Source organism: Pseudomonas sp. GW821-FHT01E05, assembly GCF_059422425.1.
On the sequence record NZ_JBWKWW010000006.1, the window covers coordinates 69316 to 87210 of the forward strand.

Consider the following 17895-nt stretch of genomic DNA (forward strand, 5'->3'; position numbering starts at 1 on the left):
GGCTGTTGCTAGCTACTGGCCAGAAACCTGGGCGAGTGGAAGCGGGGTGTCGTCGATCTGCACTTTCTCGCCGGGGCGAGCATGTTGCAGGCCTTCGATGACAATGCGGTCGCCCGGTTTCAGGCCGTTGGTGACAATCCAGCGATCCTTCTGCTCCTGACCAAGCTGCACCGGTTGCTGACTGACCCGCTGCTCGGCGTCCACCAGCAGCACCTGAGCGATACCGGCGCTGTCACGCAGGATGGCCCGTTGCGGCACGCTGATGCCTTGTGGGTTGACCGCTTGCTCCAGACGTACGCGGATGAAGCTGCCCGGCAGCAGATCGAGGTCCGGATTGGGGAACTCGCTGCGCAGGATGATCTGGCCGGTGCCCGGGTTGACGCTGATGTCGGCAAACAGCAATTTGCCCGGCAGCGGGTAAAGGCTGCCGTCGTCCTGAATCAAGGTGGCGCGGGCCTGATCCTGCCCGACCTGTTGCAACTGCCCGGCGCGGAAGGCGCGGCGCAGGTCGTTCAGCTCACGGGTCGACTGGGTCAGATCGGCGTGGATCGGGTCCAGTTGCTGGATCAGCGCCAGTGGTGTGGTTTCGTTCTGCCCGACCAGTGCGCCCTCAGTGACCAGTGCCCGGCCAATGCGCCCGGAAATCGGCGCGGTGACCGTGGCGTAGCCCAGGTTCAGTCTGGCCCGTTGTACCGCGGCCTGATTGGCCGCTACATCGGCAGCCGTCTGCCGGACGCTGGCTCGGGCGTTGTCATAATCCTGGCCGCTGATGGCGTTGCCTTCGACCAGCTGGCTGTAACGCTGCTCCTGCAAGCGTGCCTGGAACGCATTGGCCTCGGCCTTGCGCAGGCTGGCCAGGGCGCTGTCGAGGTCGGCCTTGAACGGCGCCGGGTCGATGCGAAACAGCACGTCGCCTTGCTTGACGTCGGAACCTTCACGGAACGTGCGTTGCAGCACGACGCCGGCCACCCGTGCCCGCACTTCGGCAATCCGCGGCGCGGCGATCCGTCCGCTCAGTTCGCTGCTGATAGACAGTGGCTGCGCCTGGAGGGTTTCGATCCGGACCGTGGCCAGCGGTGGCTGTTCTTCGGCGGTGGAGGACTTGTCACAAGCGCTCAGCGTCAATGCCAATGCAATCAGGCCAAGCTTTGCAAACAGGTTCTTTGACATGTGAATACCCCAATAATGACTCAGGCATGCTACGGGGAGTCGTCGGGGGTAGCGGTGAAGCTTTGTAGGTGCTCTGTGAAATTGTGTGAAGGTTTTGCTCGCGGGTGCGCCAGGGCGTATATCCTTTGCGACCGCTTCGCGGTCGATCGCGGGCAAGCCTCGCTCCTACGGTTTTGCACCGTTCCTGTAGGAGCGAGGCTTGCCCGCGAAGACGGACTAACAGTCACCACAGCACTTTCTGGAAACACCCATGCCCAACATCCTCCTGGTCGAAGACGACACCACGCTCTGCGAACTGATCGCCAGCTACCTGGAACGCAATGGCTATCAGGTCAGTGTGATCAGCCGCGGCGATCAGGTGCGTGAGCGTGCGCGAGTCAATCCACCGGATCTGGTGATCCTCGACCTGATGCTGCCGGGGCTCGACGGGCTGCAAGTCTGCCGCTTGCTGCGGGCCGATTCGACGACGTTACCGATTCTGATGCTGACCGCCCGCGACGACAGCCACGATCAGGTGCTGGGCCTGGAAATGGGTGCCGACGATTACGTCACCAAGCCCTGCGAGCCGCGTGTGCTGCTGGCGCGGGTGCGGACCTTGCTGCGGCGCAGCAGTCTCAGCGAGCCGCAAACGGCCAGCGACCGTATTTTGATGGGCAACCTGTGCATCGATTTGTCGGAACGCAGCGTGACCTGGCGTGAGCAATTGGTGGAGCTGTCCAGCGGCGAGTACAACCTGCTGGTGGTGCTGGCCCGGCATGCCGGTGAAGTCCTGAGCCGCGATCAGATCCTGCAACGCCTGCGTGGCATCGAGTTCAACGGCACCGACCGCTCGGTGGACGTGGCCATCTCCAAGCTGCGGCGCAAGTTCGACGATCACGCCGGTGAAGCACGCAAAATCAAAACGGTGTGGGGCAAGGGTTACTTGTTCAGTCGTTCCGAGTGGGAATGCTGAGCCGATGCTGAGAACGCTGATTCGGTTGTACCTGATCACCATCGTCACCTTCAGCGCGGCGATTTACCTGATCCCGGACCTGGTGATCAAGGTTTTCCATGAGCGCTTTGTGAACTACAACCTGGACCAGTCCCGCGGTCTGCAAAACCTGATCGTCAAACAGTTTCACGCAGTGCCGGCCGAGCAATGGCAGGCGTTGGCAACCGAAATGGATCAGCAGTTCCGGCCGTTGCAGGTGGCGTTGGTGCGCAACGACGACCCGGACTTCAGCGCCTACGAAACCGAGCGTTTGCAGCGTGGCGAGAAAGTGGTCCGTCTGGGCGATTGGGGCTGGCGCACGTTGACCGTAGCGCCACTGGATGAGCAGAGGGTGGTCAAGCTGATCGTTCCGCCGGACCCATTGGACGTCAACTTGCTGTACTGGAGCATGAACGTGCTGATCGTCGCAGCGTTGCTGGCCTGCCTGCTGTTCTGGCTACGTGCGCACTGGCGTGATCTGGAACGTTTGAGTGGCACCGCCGAGCGCTTCGGCAAGGGCCATTTGAGCGAGCGCACGCAAATCCTGGCCAGCTCCAATATCGGTAGCCTGGCCAATGTGTTCGACACCATGGCCGGTGATATTGAAAACCTGCTCAACCAGCAACGCGATCTGCTCAACGCTGTGTCCCATGAACTGCGCACGCCGCTGACCCGGCTCGACTTTGGCCTGGCGCTGGCGCTTTCCGACGACTTACCGGCGGCCAGCCGCGAGCGCTTGCAGGGGTTGGTAGCGCATATCCGCGAGCTGGATGAGCTGGTGCTGGAGCTGCTGTCCTACAGCCGCCTGCAAAATCCGGCGCAGGTGCCTGAACAGGTGGAGGTGTCCCTCGATGAATTCATCGACAGCATTCTGGGTAGCGTCGATGAGGAGCAGGAGTCCCCGGACATCGTGATCGATGTCCTGCTGCATGGCATGCTTGAGCGCTTTACCCTCGACCCGCGGTTGACCGCTCGGGCGATCCAGAATTTGTTGCGCAATGCCATGCGCTATTGCGAGCGGCGAATTCAGGTGGGGGTTGAGGTGTGCCCCAAAGGCTGCAAAATCTGGGTCGACGACGACGGCATCGGCATTCCCGACGGCGAGCGCGAACGGATCTTTGAACCCTTCTATCGACTGGACCGCAGCCGCGACCGCGCCACCGGAGGCTTTGGCCTGGGCCTGGCCATCAGCCGCCGGGCGCTGGAAGCCCAGGGCGGCACCCTAACGGCCGAGACTTCACCGCTGGGCGGGGCGCGATTCAGGTTGTGGTTGCCGGTGCTGGAGTGAACAACCTTAATCCAGTGCCGGGTTACTGATCGTTCCCACGCTCCGCGTGGTAACGCATCCAGGGACGCTCTGCGTCCAGGGCGGCATTCCTTTGCTGCGCGTGGGAACGATCAAAACCTTGACCCCAGGATCTCTCACAAAAACGCCGTCGCACTCTCCACATCGTTTGCGGTGATCAACCGCACGCCCGCCGTTTGCATCCGTTGCGTGGCAGCGGCCAGTGAGCCGTCCCTGTCAATCGCTCTGCAGGCATCCACCACTACAAAGGCGTTGAACCCGGCCGCTCGCGCATCGAGTGCCGAATACATCACACAAAAATCCAGCGCCAGTCCGACCATATAGACCGTGTCGATCCCGCGCGCTTTCAGATAACCGGCCAGTCCGGTGGTGGTTGTGCGATCGGCTTCGACAAAGGCCGAATAGCTGTCGATGTCAGGGTTGCAGCCTTTGCGGATGATCAGTTGCGCGTGGGGCAGATTCAAGTCGGCGTGAAGCTCTGCACCGTGGCTGGCTTGCAGGCAGTGATCAGGCCAGAGCGTTTGCGCACCGTAAGGCAGCTGAACACTGTCGTAAGGCTTGCACCCCGGGTGGCTGGAGGCGAACGAGGCATGTCCGGCCGGGTGCCAGTCCTGAGCGATGACCACTTGTTTGAAGTGGCTGGCAATGCGATTGATCAGCGCAACAATCACATCCCCTTCGGGCACCGCCAGTTGGCCGCCGGGAATAAAGTCGTTCTGCACGTCGATGACCAACAGCACGCTGCGATTGCGGGGTGTACCGAGTGATTTCCATTGAACCGTGGTGGTTGTCATGCCGGGATCCTCCCTGGAAGTAAGATGCCAAGCATAGTGCCAACTGTGATCAAGCGCTGAATCGGCTTCTAAATAGCTGCGCCATGGCCTCAAGCTCCGCTGTCGGGTTATGGCCGATGACCATGTAGGCGTGATCGGTTTCGGACCAGTAGACGATATTCATCCCGCGCCGTTGCTCTTGCGCGGGAGGGCGAGTGGCGTTTTTTGAGCGGGTGATGCACAGCGCCAACGGACCGTGGATCGGGTCCAGGTATGTGATCTGGGCAATCGGCACACCATCGTATTGGAGTAACTGCGCGCGTTTGAGTACAGGTCGCGGTAGCACCAGTTGTGCCGGTTCCAGTGCCAGTCCCAGGCGCTGGTCGATGGTTTTTAACTGTGCGCGTTGAGACGCTTCGTCGTCGGGGAGGTTGTCCAGGGTTTGCGGGGTGTAGAGAGCCATGTAGTCAGCCACCAATCCACGCCAGTTGGTTTCAACCTTGGGCGTGGATCCGAGAAACAGCCGATCGGCCGCGATGCCTGCAACCAGAAAACCTGCCGCAACCGCGATGAAATGGCGTCGGCTCAACGCAGCGCTGGTCGCCGGCGACGGCAAGATGTTGAGTATTGCGGCCAGCCGGTCCCGGGGCGCCTGATCGAGTAAATCCGCATAGACGCTCTGGAAGGGCAGATCACTGCGCGACAGCCACTCAAGACGCTGTTCCAGGGTTTCGTCATTAGACAGTGCAAAATCGACCCGGTCCCGGTCCTCGGCACTCAGCTGACCGTCGAGGTAGGCCACCAGCAGTTCATCCGATGGTCCTTGTTGCGAGCGCTGGTCAGTCATCGCCGTTCTCCTGTCGAGGTGGTGGGCACTGAGTGCAGGGGCGGATGCTCGGCCAGCTTCAAACGAGCGGCAGCCAGACGGCTCATGACGGTGCCGATGGGGACCGCGAGGACCTCGGCGACTTCCCGGTAAGACAGACCCTCGACATAGGCCAGAAACACCGTTTCGCGCTGCGCCTCAGGCAAGGCATCGACGCGTTTGATCACTTGTGCGGCCAGCACGTGGGTCTGCGCTGCGTGTTCACCATCGAACGACAAGACGCTGTCCGCTTCGACGAACCCCAGACCCTGGCGCACCCGCAGCGCGCGGACCTCGTTGAGCCAGATCGAATGCAGGATGCTCAGCAACCAACGATCCATGCGCGTGCCCGGCACAAACTGCCCGGCACGTTCCAGCGCCCGCAAACAGGTGGCCTGCACCAGGTCTTCAGCCACGTGCCGTTGCCGAGACAACACCAGGCCATAACGCCATAAACGCGCCAGATGCTGGCCCAGCTCTGCTCGTATTGTCTGATCGCCGGCGATAGCGGCCTCCGTTATTGTTGTTGGAAGGTTTTTCAGGTTTTCGACGAGTCGGCGATGGCTTCGGCCAGGTCCTTGTATTCCTCGCAGGTGGTGCTGCAAATCGACTTGATGCTCTGCAACTGCTCTTGCGCCAGATCCAGCCGGCCTTTGATCACATAGGCCTCGCCGAGGTATTCACGCACTTGCGCATAGTGCGGATCGAGTTTGACCGATTGCAAATAGTAGCCAATGCCTTCGTCGGTACGCCCCAGTTTGCGCGTGGCGTAGCCGCGGTAGTTCAGGGCTTTGGCGGTGTTCGGCTGTTTGAGGGTGTCGAGCAGGGCGAGGGCTTCTTCATAGCGACCGTCCCTGGCCAGACGGAACGCATAATCGGTGCGGTCTGCATCCGGGGTCAGGCTACTTTGCTGGTCCACACAACCTTTGCTGCGAGTGTCCCAGACCTTGCCTTTCGGGCAGTTGGGTTTGGCCGGGGCGGATTCATCGCCATGGGCCATTACCAGGGAGCTGGATAACGCCGCTGCCAGACAACCGGCGAGCAGCAGCGGGGTGGTGAAAATAGCGGGGCGGGTGTTCATCAGCGATGCTCCGATCGGTGGGATACAGGTATTGAAGAACCTACAGAGAGAACACCTGACGGTGGTTAATTATTCATGCCTGCCTGAATATCGGTGCATATCCCCGTAGCAGCTGGCGAAGCCTGCTGCTACAGGGGGCCATACAGGCCCGAGAGTCCCGCATTTGGCCGATGCGCTGCCTTACTGCCAACCGCGATGGCTTGTTATAGTCTGGCCCTCATTTTCCAGCCCCGGTAAGGATTACTGTCATGTCCGAATACCAAGCCTTTCGCGTCGAACTGGCGGACAACATCGCCCATGTGCAGATAAATCGTCCGGAAAAGATCAACTCGATGAATGCGCTGTTCTGGACCGAGATCATCGAGATTTTCCAGTGGATCGATGACACTGATGAAGTCCGGGTGGTGGTGCTCAGCGGCGCGGGCAAGCACTTTTCGTCCGGTATCGACCTGATGATGCTGGCTTCGGTGGCCAACGAACTGGGCAAGGACGTCGGCCGTAACGCGCGACTGCTGCGGCGCAAGATCCTGCAACTGCAAGCCTCTTTCAATGCCGTCGACAACTGCCGCAAACCGGTGCTGGCAGCGATTCAGGGCTATTGCCTGGGCGGTGCCATCGATCTGATCGCGGCTTGCGATATGCGTTACGCTGCCGAAGACGCGCAGTTCTCGATCAAGGAAATCGACATGGGCATGGCTGCCGATGTTGGCACTTTGCAACGGTTGCCGCGAATCATTGGTGACGGCATGCTTCGTGAGCTGGCTTACACGGGACGTACCATCGGTGCCGAAGAAGCGCGTAGCATTGGCCTGGTCAACCGCAGCTACCCTGATGCGGTCAGCCTGCTCGACGGCGTGATGGGCATCGCCCGGGAAATTGCCGCCAAGTCGCCGATTGCGATTGCCGGGACCAAAGAGATGATCAGTTACATGCGCGATCACAGCATCAACGACGGACTGGAGTACATCGCGACCTGGAACGCCGCCATGCTGCAATCCGCTGATCTACGCTTGGCCATGGCCGCGCAAATGAGCAAGCAGAAACCCGAATTTCTGGATTGATAAAAAATGACTTTACGCTGGACCACCGCAGTACTCGATACCGACGTTCCCGGCGGCTGGGCCGTGGCCCGCAGCAGCGACGGGTTTTTGTTCGATGACAACGGCGCGCTGTTCCCGCGCGAATGGCTGAAACGTCAGGAGCTGTCGATTCTGGCAGAACATGGCATTGGCCATCTGGACGGCGAACCGGTTTACCTGCTGGAGCTCAAAAGCGCCTCCGAGGTGCCGGGTTGCCGCTGGCAAGGTCTGCGGGCGTTCATGCTCGAGGGGGATCACACCGTCTACAAAGTGCTGGGTTATGCCGCGCAAATTGGCACCTGGGCACGCGAACATCGCTTTTGTGGCAACTGCGGTCAGGCGATGCAGCAACTTCCACGCGAGCGGGCGATGTACTGCGAGCCATGCGACCTGCGGCATTACCCGCGGATTTCACCGAGCATGATCGTGCTGATCACCCGCGGCGATGAGGTGTTGCTGGCCCGCTCGCCACGCTTTGTCCCCGGGGTCTACAGCACTCTGGCCGGGTTCGCCGAGCCTGGGGAGTCGGCCGAGGATTGCCTGATTCGTGAAGTGCGCGAAGAGGTGCAGATCGAGGTCAAGAACATCCAGTACGTCGGTAGCCAGTGCTGGCCGTTCCCGCACTCGATGATGCTCGGTTTCCATGCCGAGTACGCCGGCGGTGAAATCGTGCCGCAGGAAGACGAGATCGAAGATGCGCAGTGGTTCAACATTCACGCGCTGCCGCCGTTGCCGGCGTCACGCTCGATTGCCCGCTACCTTATCGATCTCTACGTGGCGCGCCGTTTAGGCCATGCTGAACCAGTGTTGCCAGGCTAGGCGCACGGTCAAGCCCAGCACCACGGTGATGAACACCGGGCGAATGAACTTCGCACCGCCGCTGATGGCGGTGCGCGCGCCGAAGAACGCCCCAACCATTACCGAGATGCCCATGCTCAGGCCGATGATCCAGTCCACCTGACCGGAAAACAGGAAAACTGACAGCGCCGCGATGTTGCTGACGAAGTTCATGCTGCGCGCCACGCCACTGGCTTTGACCAGGTCGATGGGGTACAGCAGCAGGCTGCTGACAGTCCAGAACGCACCAGTGCCGGGGCCGGCCACGCCGTCGTAGAAACCCAGGCCGAAGCCTTGGGTCGACTGCCACTTCTTTTTGATCGGCGCGTCGCCGTCCAGCGGCGCTTTCGGCGTGCCGCCAAACAGCAGGTACACACCACAGGCGAAGACGATCACCGGCAGCATCTTGTTCAGCCACTCGGCCGGCATGTAGTGCGCAACAATTGCGCCAGTCAAGGCCCCCACCAACGTTCCGACAACCGCGTGCATCCACTGGCGCGGGTGGAACAGTTTGCGCCGGTAGAACGTGAAACTGGCGGTGGCCGAGCCGAAGGTGGAACTGAGCTTGTTGGTGCCCAGCACCAGGTGCGGCGGCAAACCGGCAGTGAGCAAAGCCGGGGTGGTGAGCAAGCCGCCACCGCCGGCGATGGCATCGATAAAACCGGCGATGAAGGCAACAAGGACAAGGATGGCGAGGGTGACGAGGTCTACGCTGAGTTCGAAAGGCATGGGATCGACTTATTCGGCGGGGCGCAGAAGAGGCTGCGCGAAAGGCCGGTATCTTACCCCTATGTTTCACTTCCAGCGACCGTCGTAGAGCATTCGCGGGCAAAGTCCGCACTCACAGGTCGTGCGCGGACCATGTAGGAGCAGCCGGTCGACGCTCGATTGCTCGCGATGGACTCAAGGGCGACGCGTTCATTCAGAAAGCACGCGTTATCGTTAACGTCCATCGCGAGCAAGCTCGCTCCTACAAGGGGGCAGGTAAGCCACAGGAAGTGGCTGCTTACAGCCCCAAATCAGACAACCCCGGATGCTCATCCGGGCGACGCCCCAGTGGCCAGTGGAACTTGCGGTCGCTTTCCTTGATCGGCATGTCGTTGATGCAGGCGTGCCGGTTGGACATCAGCCCGTGTTCGTCGAACTCCCAGTTTTCATTGCCATAGGAGCGATACCAGTTGCCGGAGTCGTCGTGCCATTCATAGGCGTAACGCACGGCAATGCGGTTATCGGTAAAGGCCCAGAGCTCCTTGATCAGCCTGTAGTCGAGCTCCCTGGCCCATTTGCGGGTCAGGAAGCCTTTGGCTTCTTCACGGTTGCTGGCGAACTCGGCGCGGTTACGCCATTTAGTGTCCAGGGTATACGCCAGGGACACCCGTTGTGGATCTCGGGAGTTCCAGCCGTCTTCGGCCAGGCGAATCTTTTCGATGGCCGACTCACGAGTGAAAGGTGGAAGTGGCGGACGAACTTCAGCGTTAGATGACATTTAAAGTCTCCAGAGAAAGATAAAGTTCAAGCAGGTGCTGTCTTGTTTAAAACAATCACAGGTCCAATAACTTTCGCGCCATGCATTGCGCATTATCGGCGGCACTCTGATCGCCCATGACAAGAGCAACGGTAATGGCGCCATCGATCAGGATAAGCAGCTGTCTGGCCTGCTCCTGCGGGTCTTGCACGCCATGTTCTCTACAGAGCTTGCACAGGTAGTCGAGCAGCTTCTGTTTATGTTCTCTGGCCACCAGGCGCACCGGGTTCTGCGGGTCGCCGGTTTCGCCGCTGGTGTTGATGAACGCGCAGCCGCGAAAGCCTTCGCTGGCAAACCAGCCCTTGAGTACGGTGAACACATTGAGCAGGCGCGCCTCCGGGGTCGGGGCCTTGTCGACCTCGGTCCGGAACCAGTGCATCCAGCGTTCATCACGGCGCTGCAAGGCGGCGACGGTGAGCTCGTCCTTGTTCGCAAAGTAGCGATAAATGCTCTTTCTGGAGACACCGGCGGTTTTCACCAGAAGATCCATGCCGGTGGCAGCAATGCCACTTTTGTAGATCAGCTTTTCGGTGACATCCAGAATGATGTCGCGCGTTTCGTTACTAGTGATTTCGTTCATGCGGCCAACAGTAGAACGATCGTTCTTCTTGGTCAATAGGTTATTTTATCAGCGATGATCGTTCCCACGCTCCCGCGCGGGAATGCAGCCTTTGACGCTCTGCGTCACATTAACGGCGGACGCGGAGCGTCCAATGAGGCATTCCCACGCAGAGCGTGGGAACGATCAAAGTAGAAGAGCGATCGTTCTTCTTGGTCAATAGGTTATTTTATCAGCGATGATCGTTCCCACGCTCCCGCGTGGGAATGCAGCCTTTGACGCTCTGCGTCACATTAACGGCGGACGCGGAGCGTCCAATGAGGCATTCCCACGCAGAGCGTGGGAACGATCAAATGGTGTAAGCTCATCCGCTCTTTGGATTCGACCTCTTGCGAGCCTTATGCCGTCGCTTTTCAAACGCTCCCTGCTGCCAAAACTGCGCAGTTTTCCGCTGACTGCAGATGCCGTCACCATCCTCTCTGGCGCCGCAGAGTTTCGCCGCTGTCTGCTGGAGAAAATCGCCCAGGCTACGCAGCGCATTTATATCGTGGCGCTGTACCTGCAGCAGGATGAAGCCGGCCAGGAAATCCTCGATGCCTTGCACGCTGCCAAAACCGCTCGGCCCACGCTTGAGGTGGTGGTTGTGGTCGACTGGTTACGCGCTCAGCGCGGTTTGATCGGTGCTGGCAAGCAGCCGGGCAATTCGGCCTGGTATCAGGCCCAGACCCGCGCTCATGCCAGCCAAGTGCCGGTGTACGGTGTGCCTGTGCAGACCCGCGAGCTGTTCGGTGTGTTGCACCTCAAGGGCTTCGTGATCGATGACTGTGTGATCTACAGTGGCGCCAGTCTGAATAACGTCTACCTGCACAAGTTCGACAAGTACCGTTTTGATCGTTACCACTTGCTGCAGTGTGGCGCGTTGGCCAACTCCATGCAGCACCTGATCGAGCACGGCCTGATCGCCTCCAGAGCGGTTCACCGCCTGGACCTGCCGAATCTGCCGAGTACCCGCAGCCTGCGCAATGACATTGGTGATCTGCGCAGCCGTCTGAAGCACGCCGCTTACGACACCACTTTCGGTAGCGTCAACAAGGGCGGTTTGTCGGTCAGCCCGCTGCTCGGGGTCGGCAAGAACAACCCCTTGAGCCGGGTGATCTGTGAGTTGATCGCCAACGCTCACCGGCAACTGACGATCTGTACGCCGTATTTCAACCTGCCGCTGGCCGTGACCCGAGAAATCAACCGGGCGCTGGCACGCGGGGTGAAAATCGACATCATCGTTGGCGACAAGACCGCCAACGACTTCTACATTCCGCCGAGTGAGCCGTTCAAGGTGATTGCGGCGCTGCCGTATCTCTACGAAATCAGCCTGCGACGTTTCGCCAAACGCCATCAGCCGGTGATCGACAGCGGTCAGTTGAACCTGCATCTATGGCGCGACGGCGACAACACCTACCACCTCAAGGGCATGTGGATCGATCAGCGTTACACCTTGCTGACCGGCAACAATCTCAACCCGCGAGCGTTCCGCCTGGATCTGGAAAACGCCTTGCTGATCGATGACCCGAAAAACGAGCTGATGGAGCCGCGTCAGACTGAACTGGCGGAGATTTTTCGCAACACCAGTCGCATCGAACACTTTCAGCAGCTTGATACCCTGCCGGACTACCCGCCAGCGGTCGGAAAGTTTTTGCGTCGGGTCAGTCGGGTGCGGATCGAGCGCTTGCTCTACCGCATTCTGTAAGGCTTGGCCGGGAACCCTTTGTCTGGCGGCAGGCCAACAGGCGATCAACATTATTAGCGCATGAATAGGGAGATATACGCAGGGGGGGCAACTGATCGTTCCCACGCTATGCGTGGGAACTCCTCCGTGGCCGCGTAGCAATCGCTCTGGATGTGACGCGCAGCGTCACGGGCTGCATTCCCACGCGGGAGCGTGGGAACGATCCATGAACAGGAAACGCACAACACCTGTAGGAGCGAGGCTTGCCCGCGAGGCGTCGGTTCAGGCGACGCTGAAGCAATTGCTCTTAATTGAGCCCCAGCTTGCCACGCAACGTCGACAGATCTTCTGCCAGGGTGTTAACCGGCCCGACCAGCGCTTTGCGGTCGTTTTCCTTGACCTTGTCGTAAGTCTCGAAACCACCATCAGCCGTTTTGTACTTGGCCAGAATCGTGTTCACGCTGGCGAAGTTTTTGTCGACTTTGGCGATGAAGGCTTTGTCCTGTTTCTCCAGCTGCGGACGGAACAGCTCGACGATTTTCTTCGCACCATCGATGTTGCCCTGGAAGTCATACAGGTCGGTGTGGCTGTAACGGTCCTCTTCGCCGGCGATCTTGGTCGCAGCGACTTCTTCGAGCAGCGAGGCGGCACCACCCACCACTTTCTCTGGCGGGAAGGTCAGGCCGGCCACGCGGGTCTGCAGTTCTTTGACGTCTTTGTTCAGGCCGTCGGCCAGTTCACCGAGACCTTGGGTGCTGTTCTCGGAGAACAGCGAGTATTCAATACGGTGAAAACCGGTGAAGTCCTCGGCCTTGACGCCTTTTTCGTGGTCGTTGACACGCGAATCGATGGACGCATCGAGGTCATTGAACAGTGCGGCAATCGGCTCGATCGACTCGTAGTAAACCCGGGTCGGCGCGTAGAGCTTTTTGGCGGTGGCCAGGTCGCCTTTTTTCAGCGCGTCGGTGAACTGCTGGGTGTGGCTGGCCATTTCGTCGAGCTGTTCAGTGACATAGATTTTGTAATCCGAGATCGGTCCTACCAGCTCCAGCGGCGCGGTTGCAGCGAAAGCCGAGAGAGGAGTGTGGAGCAGGCCAAGGGTCAGCAACAAAGCAAGAGGCGTCTTTTTCATGGGACTTTTCCGAGAAGGTTATTGTGTTTAGGGGTTAAGCCGTGGTTTTGGGGTGTGTTGCGTCAAGCAGCGAACGACCGATGAAGTCTTTGTCGCCGGTCACGCCAGGCAGCGTGAAGAAATAACCGCCGCCCACCGGCTTGAGGTATTCCTCCAGGGGCTCGCCATTGAGCCGGGTCTGCACGGTGATAAAGCCTTTCTCCAGGTCGGCCTGGTAGCAGATGAACAACAAACCCATGTTCAACTGACCGTTCTTGCTCACGCCGTTGGAGTAGTTGAAGGGCCGGCGCAGGATCAGGCTGGCCTGAGTCGCTGCGGTGCGCGGGTTGGCCAGGCGGATGTGCGCATCCATTTTGGTCAGTTTGCCGTGGGGGTCTTTGGCGTAATCCGGGACCTGGGTTTCCTTCTGGCCATCCATCGGTGCACCGCTGGTTTTGACCCGGCCGATGATGCTTTCCTGCTCTTGCAGCGGCGTGCGGTCCCAACGCTCGACGAAGTTGCGGATGATCCGCACCGCCTGATAGCTACCGTTGGCCGCCCAGGCCGGTTCATCGCTGCCGGGCTGGACCCAGACGATCTGGTCCATGCTCTTGCTGTCGTTGGAATCGGGGTTGGCCGAGCCGTCACGGAAACCGAGGAAGTTGCGCGCACTTTGCGCAGGTTCACCGGGGCGTACAGGGGCTTGTGGCGGCACGCTGCCTTCCTGTTTCCAGCGCACCAGCAGCAGGTCCGGGAGGTTTTTCACGATGTCGCGCAGGGCGTGGATATTAGTGTCGGCAGTGTTGGCGCAGAACTGCAGGCTCAAGTCGCCGTGGCAGCTATCGGGATCAAGGGCGTCGTTGGGGAAACCGACCATGCGGATCAGGCGCTTGGGTTTGGCCCCGCTCAGGCCGAAACGCTCGTCGAACAGCGATTCGCCGACCGACACGGTGATGGTCAGGTTGTCCGGGGTGACCACTGGCCCGAGGATTCCGGAGTCTACTGGCGGCAGCTTCGGGTCGACCTGCGACACCGGACCGCCGCTCATCAGGAATGCAATGCGTTCGTTGAGGGTGCGGAACAAGCGCTCCAGGTCCTTGCGGTCGCTGGCGAGCACATCGAAGGACACCAGCATGCCGCAAGATGGGCGCGGGGTGACGATGCCGGTCTGATGTTTGCCATGAAAATCGTGCCGATCGTGAGTTTTCTCACTGCTCGGTGCTTCGGTGACTTGCGCCGGGCTGGCGGCCATGGCCGGGCAGCTCAACGTGCTGCCGGCCAACGCCACGCCAGCGGCGCCCATGCCGAGCAAAACGCGGCGACGCTGGGCGGAGAAATGATTTGAGTCGTTCATGTGTGTTGGTCTTCTACTACAGGCCGGAAAGGCCAAGGGCGGGATCGATTCCATCGAGTACATCGGCCAGAGCCTTGGCCTTGTTGGCAAGTCGCACGCGCTGATCGGCACCGACGCTGTCGTAGGTGCTGTAACCGTTTGTCATGCGCAAATCATTGAACTGGGCATCGAGTGCGGTGGTGGCGCTGTCGATCTGTGTCAGCAGCCCGGCGGCGGACTTGGCCAGCAACGGCCGCAACAGGTCGACGACTTTGCGCGTCGCTTCCAGGTTGGCGGCGAAACCGTTGAGGTCGCTATGGCTGTAGCGTTCTTCTTCACCGCTGCTGCCGCGCACCTCGGCAATGCTGCGCATGCTCCGGGTAACGATATTCACCAGTTGCTCAGGTGGCAGCGATTGCGCCATCAGCTGTTGCTTGAGCCGGGTGACATCGCTGAGCAAGCGCTGGGCAACGGGCATGAGGTTATCGACAGAGCGTTGTTGGAACAGTGCGTATTCGATGCGGTGCAAGCCGACGAAGCCGGTGTCTTGCTCGCGTTTCTCGAAGTAGTCAGCGCGAGCGTTGATCGCCCGATCGAGCTCGGCCAGGCGCTGAGCGGCCGGTGCAATGCGCTGGTAAGCGGCGCTGGCCGGCACATACAGCGCTTGAGCCTGACTCAGGTCACCGGCTGCTATCGCTTGTTCAAGGGCTGTGACGGCGGTGATCAATGCGCTGCTTTGGCGGCTCAAGTAAACCCGGAACTCCGACAGCGGGCCGATAAACGCCACCATCGATGGACGCGCCTTGGCGCTGGCTTCGGACTCGGCGGTCGGGGTCACGTGCAGCGTGCCGCGCGGGTTGCTCAGCAGGCCACAGGTGATCGCGTAATCGCCTGGCCGCAAATTGGCGTTGATCACCTGGCTCAGACCCGGGGCGATGTTTTCGCGTTCTTCGACCACCAGCACGCCGTCGAGGATTTCCCATTCCACGGCACGATCCGAGCGATTGAGAATACGAAAACTGGCGTGTCCGGCAGGCAGGGTCAGGACATTCGGCTCGCAGCTGTGGGGAGCGATGGTGACGGTGATTTCGTCGTGGCTGGACTGGCGCTTGGCGGCGGCCATTTTCGACGCGTAATAGAACAGCCCACCGGCGGCGATCATCACGATCACTGAACCGGCCACTGCCCAGCGCAAGGCGCGGGGTGGCGAGGCCTGTGCAGAGGCTTGGTTTGACATGGAGGCCCTTACTGAGCGGAAACGGAAGAGGGTTGGCCTGGCGCAGGTCGGGGCGCCGCCGGAACGAAGAACAGCACCAGTGTCACCACCAGATAAATCAGGTAGACACCCAAGGTGCTGATGGTTGGTGCGTCCTGGTAACCGAACATGCCGGCCAGCACCGAGCCCAGCGGGCCATCCATTGGCAAGGTTGCGCTGAAATCGAAGAGCACGGTTTGCAGGTGATTCCACAGGCCCGCTTCATGCAGGGCACGCACCGAACTGGCGAGGATCCCGGCGGCGACCACCAGTATGAACAGTCCGGTCCATCGGAAGAACGCCCCGAGGTTCAGTCGCATGCTGCCGGTGTAGATCAAAAAGCCCACGACAATCGACAGGATCAAGCCGAGCAGGGCGCCGATCGGTGCGGCCGGACCTTCGCTTTGCTGGAACACTGCAAGCAGGAAAAACACCGTTTCCAGGCCTTCCCGGGCGACGGCGAAAAACACCATGACGATCAGCGCCGTGATCTGATGCCTGGAACCGGTCAGCGCCTGATCGAGGGAGGCGTGAAGGGAATGCTTGATCGAGCGTGCGACCTTACGCATCCAGAAGACCATGGAACTCAGAATGGCCACGGCCATCAGGCCGACCACGCCTTCGAAGAGTTCCTGCTGTTTTTGCGGGAATTCGGCACTGACCAGTTCCAGCCCGCCACCGACCAGAAAAGCCAGTGCTGCGGCGAGGAACACACCGATCCACATGGCGGGCATCCACTGATCACGACCGGTTTGCTTGAGGTAACTGGCGATGATGCCAACGATTAACGCCGCTTCAATGCCTTCGCGCAGCATGATCAAAAAAGGAACCAGCATTCAGCACCGTGTTGAGAATGATTAATGGGGGCTAATTTGTAACATAATGATACTCATTGCTAAATGTGGTTGATTGGTATTTACCTGAACGGATGCTGAACGAAAGAAGGTTCTGTGGTGCGCCGAAAAGATCGCAGGCTGCGCCAGCGCCTACGTTAAGATGGCCGCCCCATTCATTTGCGCAGGGCAGTGCAATCGTCAATGTCGGAAAAAGACACCATTTCCATCCAGCTCGTGCGCGAAGCGCTGCTGCAGAGTTGCGCGCCCGGTACCGCCACGCATGAGGTATTGCACAAGGTCGGGATCGATCCGATGCTGCTGGAGGTCGCTGACGCCCGCGTACCGGCCACCGCCTATGCACGGCTGTGGCGCTTGTTGGCCCGGCGCCTGGACGATGAGTTCTTTGGTATGGATCCGCGCCAGCTGAGGTCCGGTAGCCTGGCGTTTCTGTGTCGTTCCAGCATGGCGCAACCGACGCTTGCGACGAGCCTGGCGTCGGGGCTGGAGTTTCTTTCCTTGATGCTCGAACGCTTGCCGGCACAGCTTGTTCATCAGCAGAGCCTGGCGGAAATCGTCCTGCTCGAAGACGATAAGGAACCGCGGCGAGCATTTACCTATTTCACCTACTGGATGATTGTCCACGGCGTTGCCTGCTGGCTGGCCGGGCGGCGCATTCCGATTCTCGCCATTGAGCTGCGTTGCCCGGAGCCAGACTTTTGCGACGACTATAAGGTGATGTTTTCCGAGAACCTGCGTTTTGACCGACCGCGGACCCGGATGATTTTTTCGGCGGATTGCCTCGATCTGCCAATCAAGCGCAGCAGCGATGAACTCAAGCGTTTTCTGGCCCATGCACCAGCCAATATCCTGGTCAAGTATCGCGACCCGGAAAGCCTGGCCAGCCGGATCAAGAACGATCTGCGGCACTTGCCCGCCGAACACTGGCCGGAAACCGATAGCCTGGCGCAACGTCTGTGCATGTCGGCTTCAACCTTGCGCCGCCGTCTGGCCGAAGAGGGCCAGACCTATCAAGGACTCAAGGACAGCGTGCGCAAGGAGCTGGCGATACTCTGGCTGGCCGAACCGCAGATCAGCTTCGCCGAAATCGCCACGCGGCTGGGATTTGCCGATGCCAGCTCGTTCTACAAAGCGTTTCGCAAGTGGTCAGGGTCCAATCCCGGGCATTACCGGAGTTTGATTTTGAACGAGGCGGGGTAGGACGCAGCACTTGGCCTTAGACCTTGATCGTTCCCACGCTCCCGCGTGGGAATGCAGCCCGTGACGCTCCGCGTCACTGCCAAAGCGGACGCGGAGCGTCCAGTGAGGCATTCCCACGCAGAGCGTGGGAACGATCCAAAAGCGTTTCGCAAGTGGTCAGGGTCCAATCCCGGGCATTTGATCGTTCCCACGCTCCCGCGTGGGAATGCAGTCCGTGACGCTCCGCGTCACTGCCAAAGCGGACGCGGAGCGTC

18 protein-coding genes are annotated in these 17895 nt (G+C 60.1%); 6 read left to right on the plus strand and 12 right to left on the minus strand.

The genetic code is table 11. The features are described 5' to 3' along the window. Positions 1-12 precede the first annotated feature (12 nt). Complete coding sequence (locus tag AC07W5_RS14590) at positions 13-1170, minus strand: efflux RND transporter periplasmic adaptor subunit (protein ID WP_494991342.1); 1158 nt, start codon at positions 1168-1170, stop codon at positions 13-15. 250 nt (positions 1171-1420) lie between these two features. Here AC07W5_RS14590 and AC07W5_RS14595 point away from each other — a divergent pair, with 250 nt between their 5' ends. Both AC07W5_RS14595 and AC07W5_RS14600 read left to right on the plus strand, forming a co-directional pair. Then, on the plus strand, positions 1421-2122 hold the full coding sequence (locus tag AC07W5_RS14595) for a response regulator (RefSeq protein WP_495023670.1): 702 nt from the start codon (positions 1421-1423) through the stop codon (positions 2120-2122). Between the two features lie 4 nt (positions 2123-2126). Beyond that, positions 2127-3428, plus strand: a complete 1302-nt coding sequence (locus AC07W5_RS14600; RefSeq protein WP_494991344.1) for an ATP-binding protein — start codon at positions 2127-2129, stop codon at positions 3426-3428. A 134-nt stretch (positions 3429-3562) separates the two neighbouring features. Here AC07W5_RS14600 and pncA read toward each other — a convergent pair whose 3' ends face one another. From pncA to AC07W5_RS14620, 4 genes are all read right to left on the minus strand, one after another. Continuing rightward, positions 3563-4240: a bifunctional nicotinamidase/pyrazinamidase gene (pncA, locus tag AC07W5_RS14605; protein ID WP_494991345.1), complete on the minus strand. Its 678-nt coding sequence runs from the start codon at positions 4238-4240 to the stop codon at positions 3563-3565. Between the two features lie 49 nt (positions 4241-4289). Beyond that, the gene (locus AC07W5_RS14610) at positions 4290-5066 is read right to left on the minus strand and encodes an anti-sigma factor family protein (protein ID WP_495023671.1); all 777 of its coding nucleotides are present in this window, start codon (positions 5064-5066) and stop codon (positions 4290-4292) included. Further along, a complete protein-coding gene (locus tag AC07W5_RS14615) occupies positions 5063-5560 on the minus strand; it encodes an RNA polymerase sigma factor (RefSeq protein WP_495023828.1) in 498 nt (165 codons plus the stop codon). The genes AC07W5_RS14610 and AC07W5_RS14615 overlap by 4 nt, the downstream gene beginning before the upstream one ends. Positions 5561-5622: 62 nt before the next feature. Further along, positions 5623-6165, minus strand: a complete 543-nt coding sequence (locus AC07W5_RS14620; protein WP_495023672.1) for a tetratricopeptide repeat protein — start codon at positions 6163-6165, stop codon at positions 5623-5625. 248 nt (positions 6166-6413) lie between these two features. Between AC07W5_RS14620 and AC07W5_RS14625 the strand changes: the two genes are divergently transcribed. Both AC07W5_RS14625 and nudC read left to right on the plus strand, forming a co-directional pair. Next, positions 6414-7226, plus strand: a complete 813-nt coding sequence (locus AC07W5_RS14625; RefSeq protein ID WP_495013135.1) for a crotonase/enoyl-CoA hydratase family protein — start codon at positions 6414-6416, stop codon at positions 7224-7226. A gap of 6 nt (positions 7227-7232) precedes the next feature. Then, positions 7233-8063, plus strand: coding sequence for an NAD(+) diphosphatase (gene nudC / locus AC07W5_RS14630; protein WP_494991349.1), 831 nt, complete (start codon positions 7233-7235; stop codon positions 8061-8063). Here the strand turns inward: nudC and AC07W5_RS14635 are convergent. The 3 genes from AC07W5_RS14635 to AC07W5_RS14645 all read right to left on the minus strand — a co-directional run bounded on the left by AC07W5_RS14635 (position 8031) and on the right by AC07W5_RS14645 (position 10186). Continuing rightward, a complete protein-coding gene (locus AC07W5_RS14635) occupies positions 8031-8810 on the minus strand; it encodes a TSUP family transporter (RefSeq protein WP_495023673.1) in 780 nt (259 codons plus the stop codon). The genes nudC and AC07W5_RS14635 overlap by 33 nt on opposite strands. 277 nt (positions 8811-9087) lie before the next feature. Then, positions 9088-9567 carry a nuclear transport factor 2 family protein gene (locus AC07W5_RS14640; protein WP_495023674.1) on the minus strand — a complete coding sequence of 160 codons (480 nt, stop codon included), beginning with the start codon at positions 9565-9567 and terminating at the stop codon, positions 9088-9090. A 55-nt stretch (positions 9568-9622) separates the two neighbouring features. Next, a complete protein-coding gene (locus AC07W5_RS14645; protein ID WP_495023675.1) occupies positions 9623-10186 on the minus strand; it encodes a TetR/AcrR family transcriptional regulator in 564 nt (187 codons plus the stop codon). A 379-nt stretch (positions 10187-10565) separates the two neighbouring features. Here AC07W5_RS14645 and pssA point away from each other — a divergent pair, with 379 nt between their 5' ends. Further along, positions 10566-11909: a CDP-diacylglycerol--serine O-phosphatidyltransferase gene (gene pssA, locus AC07W5_RS14650; protein WP_494991353.1), complete on the plus strand. Its 1344-nt coding sequence runs from the start codon at positions 10566-10568 to the stop codon at positions 11907-11909. Between the two features lie 286 nt (positions 11910-12195). Here the strand turns inward: pssA and efeO (AC07W5_RS14655) are convergent, their stop codons facing one another. The 4 genes from efeO (AC07W5_RS14655) to efeU are packed head-to-tail and all read right to left on the minus strand — an operon-like array spanning position 12196 to position 16423. Then, positions 12196-13020: an iron uptake system protein EfeO gene (efeO, locus tag AC07W5_RS14655; protein ID WP_495023676.1), complete on the minus strand. Its 825-nt coding sequence runs from the start codon at positions 13018-13020 to the stop codon at positions 12196-12198. 34 nt (positions 13021-13054) lie between these two features. Beyond that, positions 13055-14353, minus strand: a complete 1299-nt coding sequence (efeB, locus tag AC07W5_RS14660) for an iron uptake transporter deferrochelatase/peroxidase subunit (protein WP_494991355.1) — start codon at positions 14351-14353, stop codon at positions 13055-13057. 16 nt (positions 14354-14369) lie between these two features. Next, on the minus strand, positions 14370-15569 hold the full coding sequence (gene efeO / locus AC07W5_RS14665) for an iron uptake system protein EfeO (protein WP_495023677.1): 1200 nt from the start codon (positions 15567-15569) through the stop codon (positions 14370-14372). Between the two features lie 8 nt (positions 15570-15577). Then, positions 15578-16423 carry an iron uptake transporter permease EfeU gene (gene efeU, locus AC07W5_RS14670; RefSeq protein ID WP_495023678.1) on the minus strand — a complete coding sequence of 282 codons (846 nt, stop codon included), beginning with the start codon at positions 16421-16423 and terminating at the stop codon, positions 15578-15580. Positions 16424-16624: 201 nt separating this feature from the next. On the opposite strand from efeU, the gene AC07W5_RS14675 reads away from it, so the two are divergent. After that, positions 16625-17641, plus strand: a complete 1017-nt coding sequence (locus tag AC07W5_RS14675; RefSeq protein ID WP_494991358.1) for an AraC family transcriptional regulator — start codon at positions 16625-16627, stop codon at positions 17639-17641. Positions 17642-17895 lie beyond the last annotated feature (254 nt).

Excerpts from the sequence above, each read along its gene's own strand:
- AC07W5_RS14590 (WP_494991342.1), bottom strand. The coding sequence starts at position 1,170 with ATGTCAAAGAACCTGTTTGCAAAGCTTGGCCTGATTGCATTGGCATTG.
- AC07W5_RS14595 (WP_495023670.1), top strand. The coding sequence starts at position 1,421 with ATGCCCAACATCCTCCTGGTCGAAGACGACACCACGCTCTGCGAACTG.
- AC07W5_RS14600 (WP_494991344.1), top strand. The coding sequence starts at position 2,127 with ATGCTGAGAACGCTGATTCGGTTGTACCTGATCACCATCGTCACCTTC.
- pncA (WP_494991345.1), bottom strand. The coding sequence starts at position 4,240 with ATGACAACCACCACGGTTCAATGGAAATCACTCGGTACACCCCGCAAT.
- AC07W5_RS14610 (WP_495023671.1), bottom strand. The coding sequence starts at position 5,066 with ATGACTGACCAGCGCTCGCAACAAGGACCATCGGATGAACTGCTGGTG.
- AC07W5_RS14620 (WP_495023672.1), bottom strand. The coding sequence starts at position 6,165 with ATGAACACCCGCCCCGCTATTTTCACCACCCCGCTGCTGCTCGCCGGT.
- AC07W5_RS14625 (WP_495013135.1), top strand. The coding sequence starts at position 6,414 with ATGTCCGAATACCAAGCCTTTCGCGTCGAACTGGCGGACAACATCGCC.
- nudC (WP_494991349.1), top strand. The coding sequence starts at position 7,233 with ATGACTTTACGCTGGACCACCGCAGTACTCGATACCGACGTTCCCGGC.
- AC07W5_RS14635 (WP_495023673.1), bottom strand. The coding sequence starts at position 8,810 with ATGCCTTTCGAACTCAGCGTAGACCTCGTCACCCTCGCCATCCTTGTC.
- AC07W5_RS14640 (WP_495023674.1), bottom strand. The coding sequence starts at position 9,567 with ATGTCATCTAACGCTGAAGTTCGTCCGCCACTTCCACCTTTCACTCGT.
- AC07W5_RS14645 (WP_495023675.1), bottom strand. The coding sequence starts at position 10,186 with ATGAACGAAATCACTAGTAACGAAACGCGCGACATCATTCTGGATGTC.
- pssA (WP_494991353.1), top strand. The coding sequence starts at position 10,566 with ATGCCGTCGCTTTTCAAACGCTCCCTGCTGCCAAAACTGCGCAGTTTT.
- efeO (WP_495023676.1), bottom strand. The coding sequence starts at position 13,020 with ATGAAAAAGACGCCTCTTGCTTTGTTGCTGACCCTTGGCCTGCTCCAC.
- efeB (WP_494991355.1), bottom strand. The coding sequence starts at position 14,353 with ATGAACGACTCAAATCATTTCTCCGCCCAGCGTCGCCGCGTTTTGCTC.
- efeO (WP_495023677.1), bottom strand. The coding sequence starts at position 15,569 with ATGTCAAACCAAGCCTCTGCACAGGCCTCGCCACCCCGCGCCTTGCGC.
- efeU (WP_495023678.1), bottom strand. The coding sequence starts at position 16,423 with ATGCTGGTTCCTTTTTTGATCATGCTGCGCGAAGGCATTGAAGCGGCG.
- AC07W5_RS14675 (WP_494991358.1), top strand. The coding sequence starts at position 16,625 with ATGTCGGAAAAAGACACCATTTCCATCCAGCTCGTGCGCGAAGCGCTG.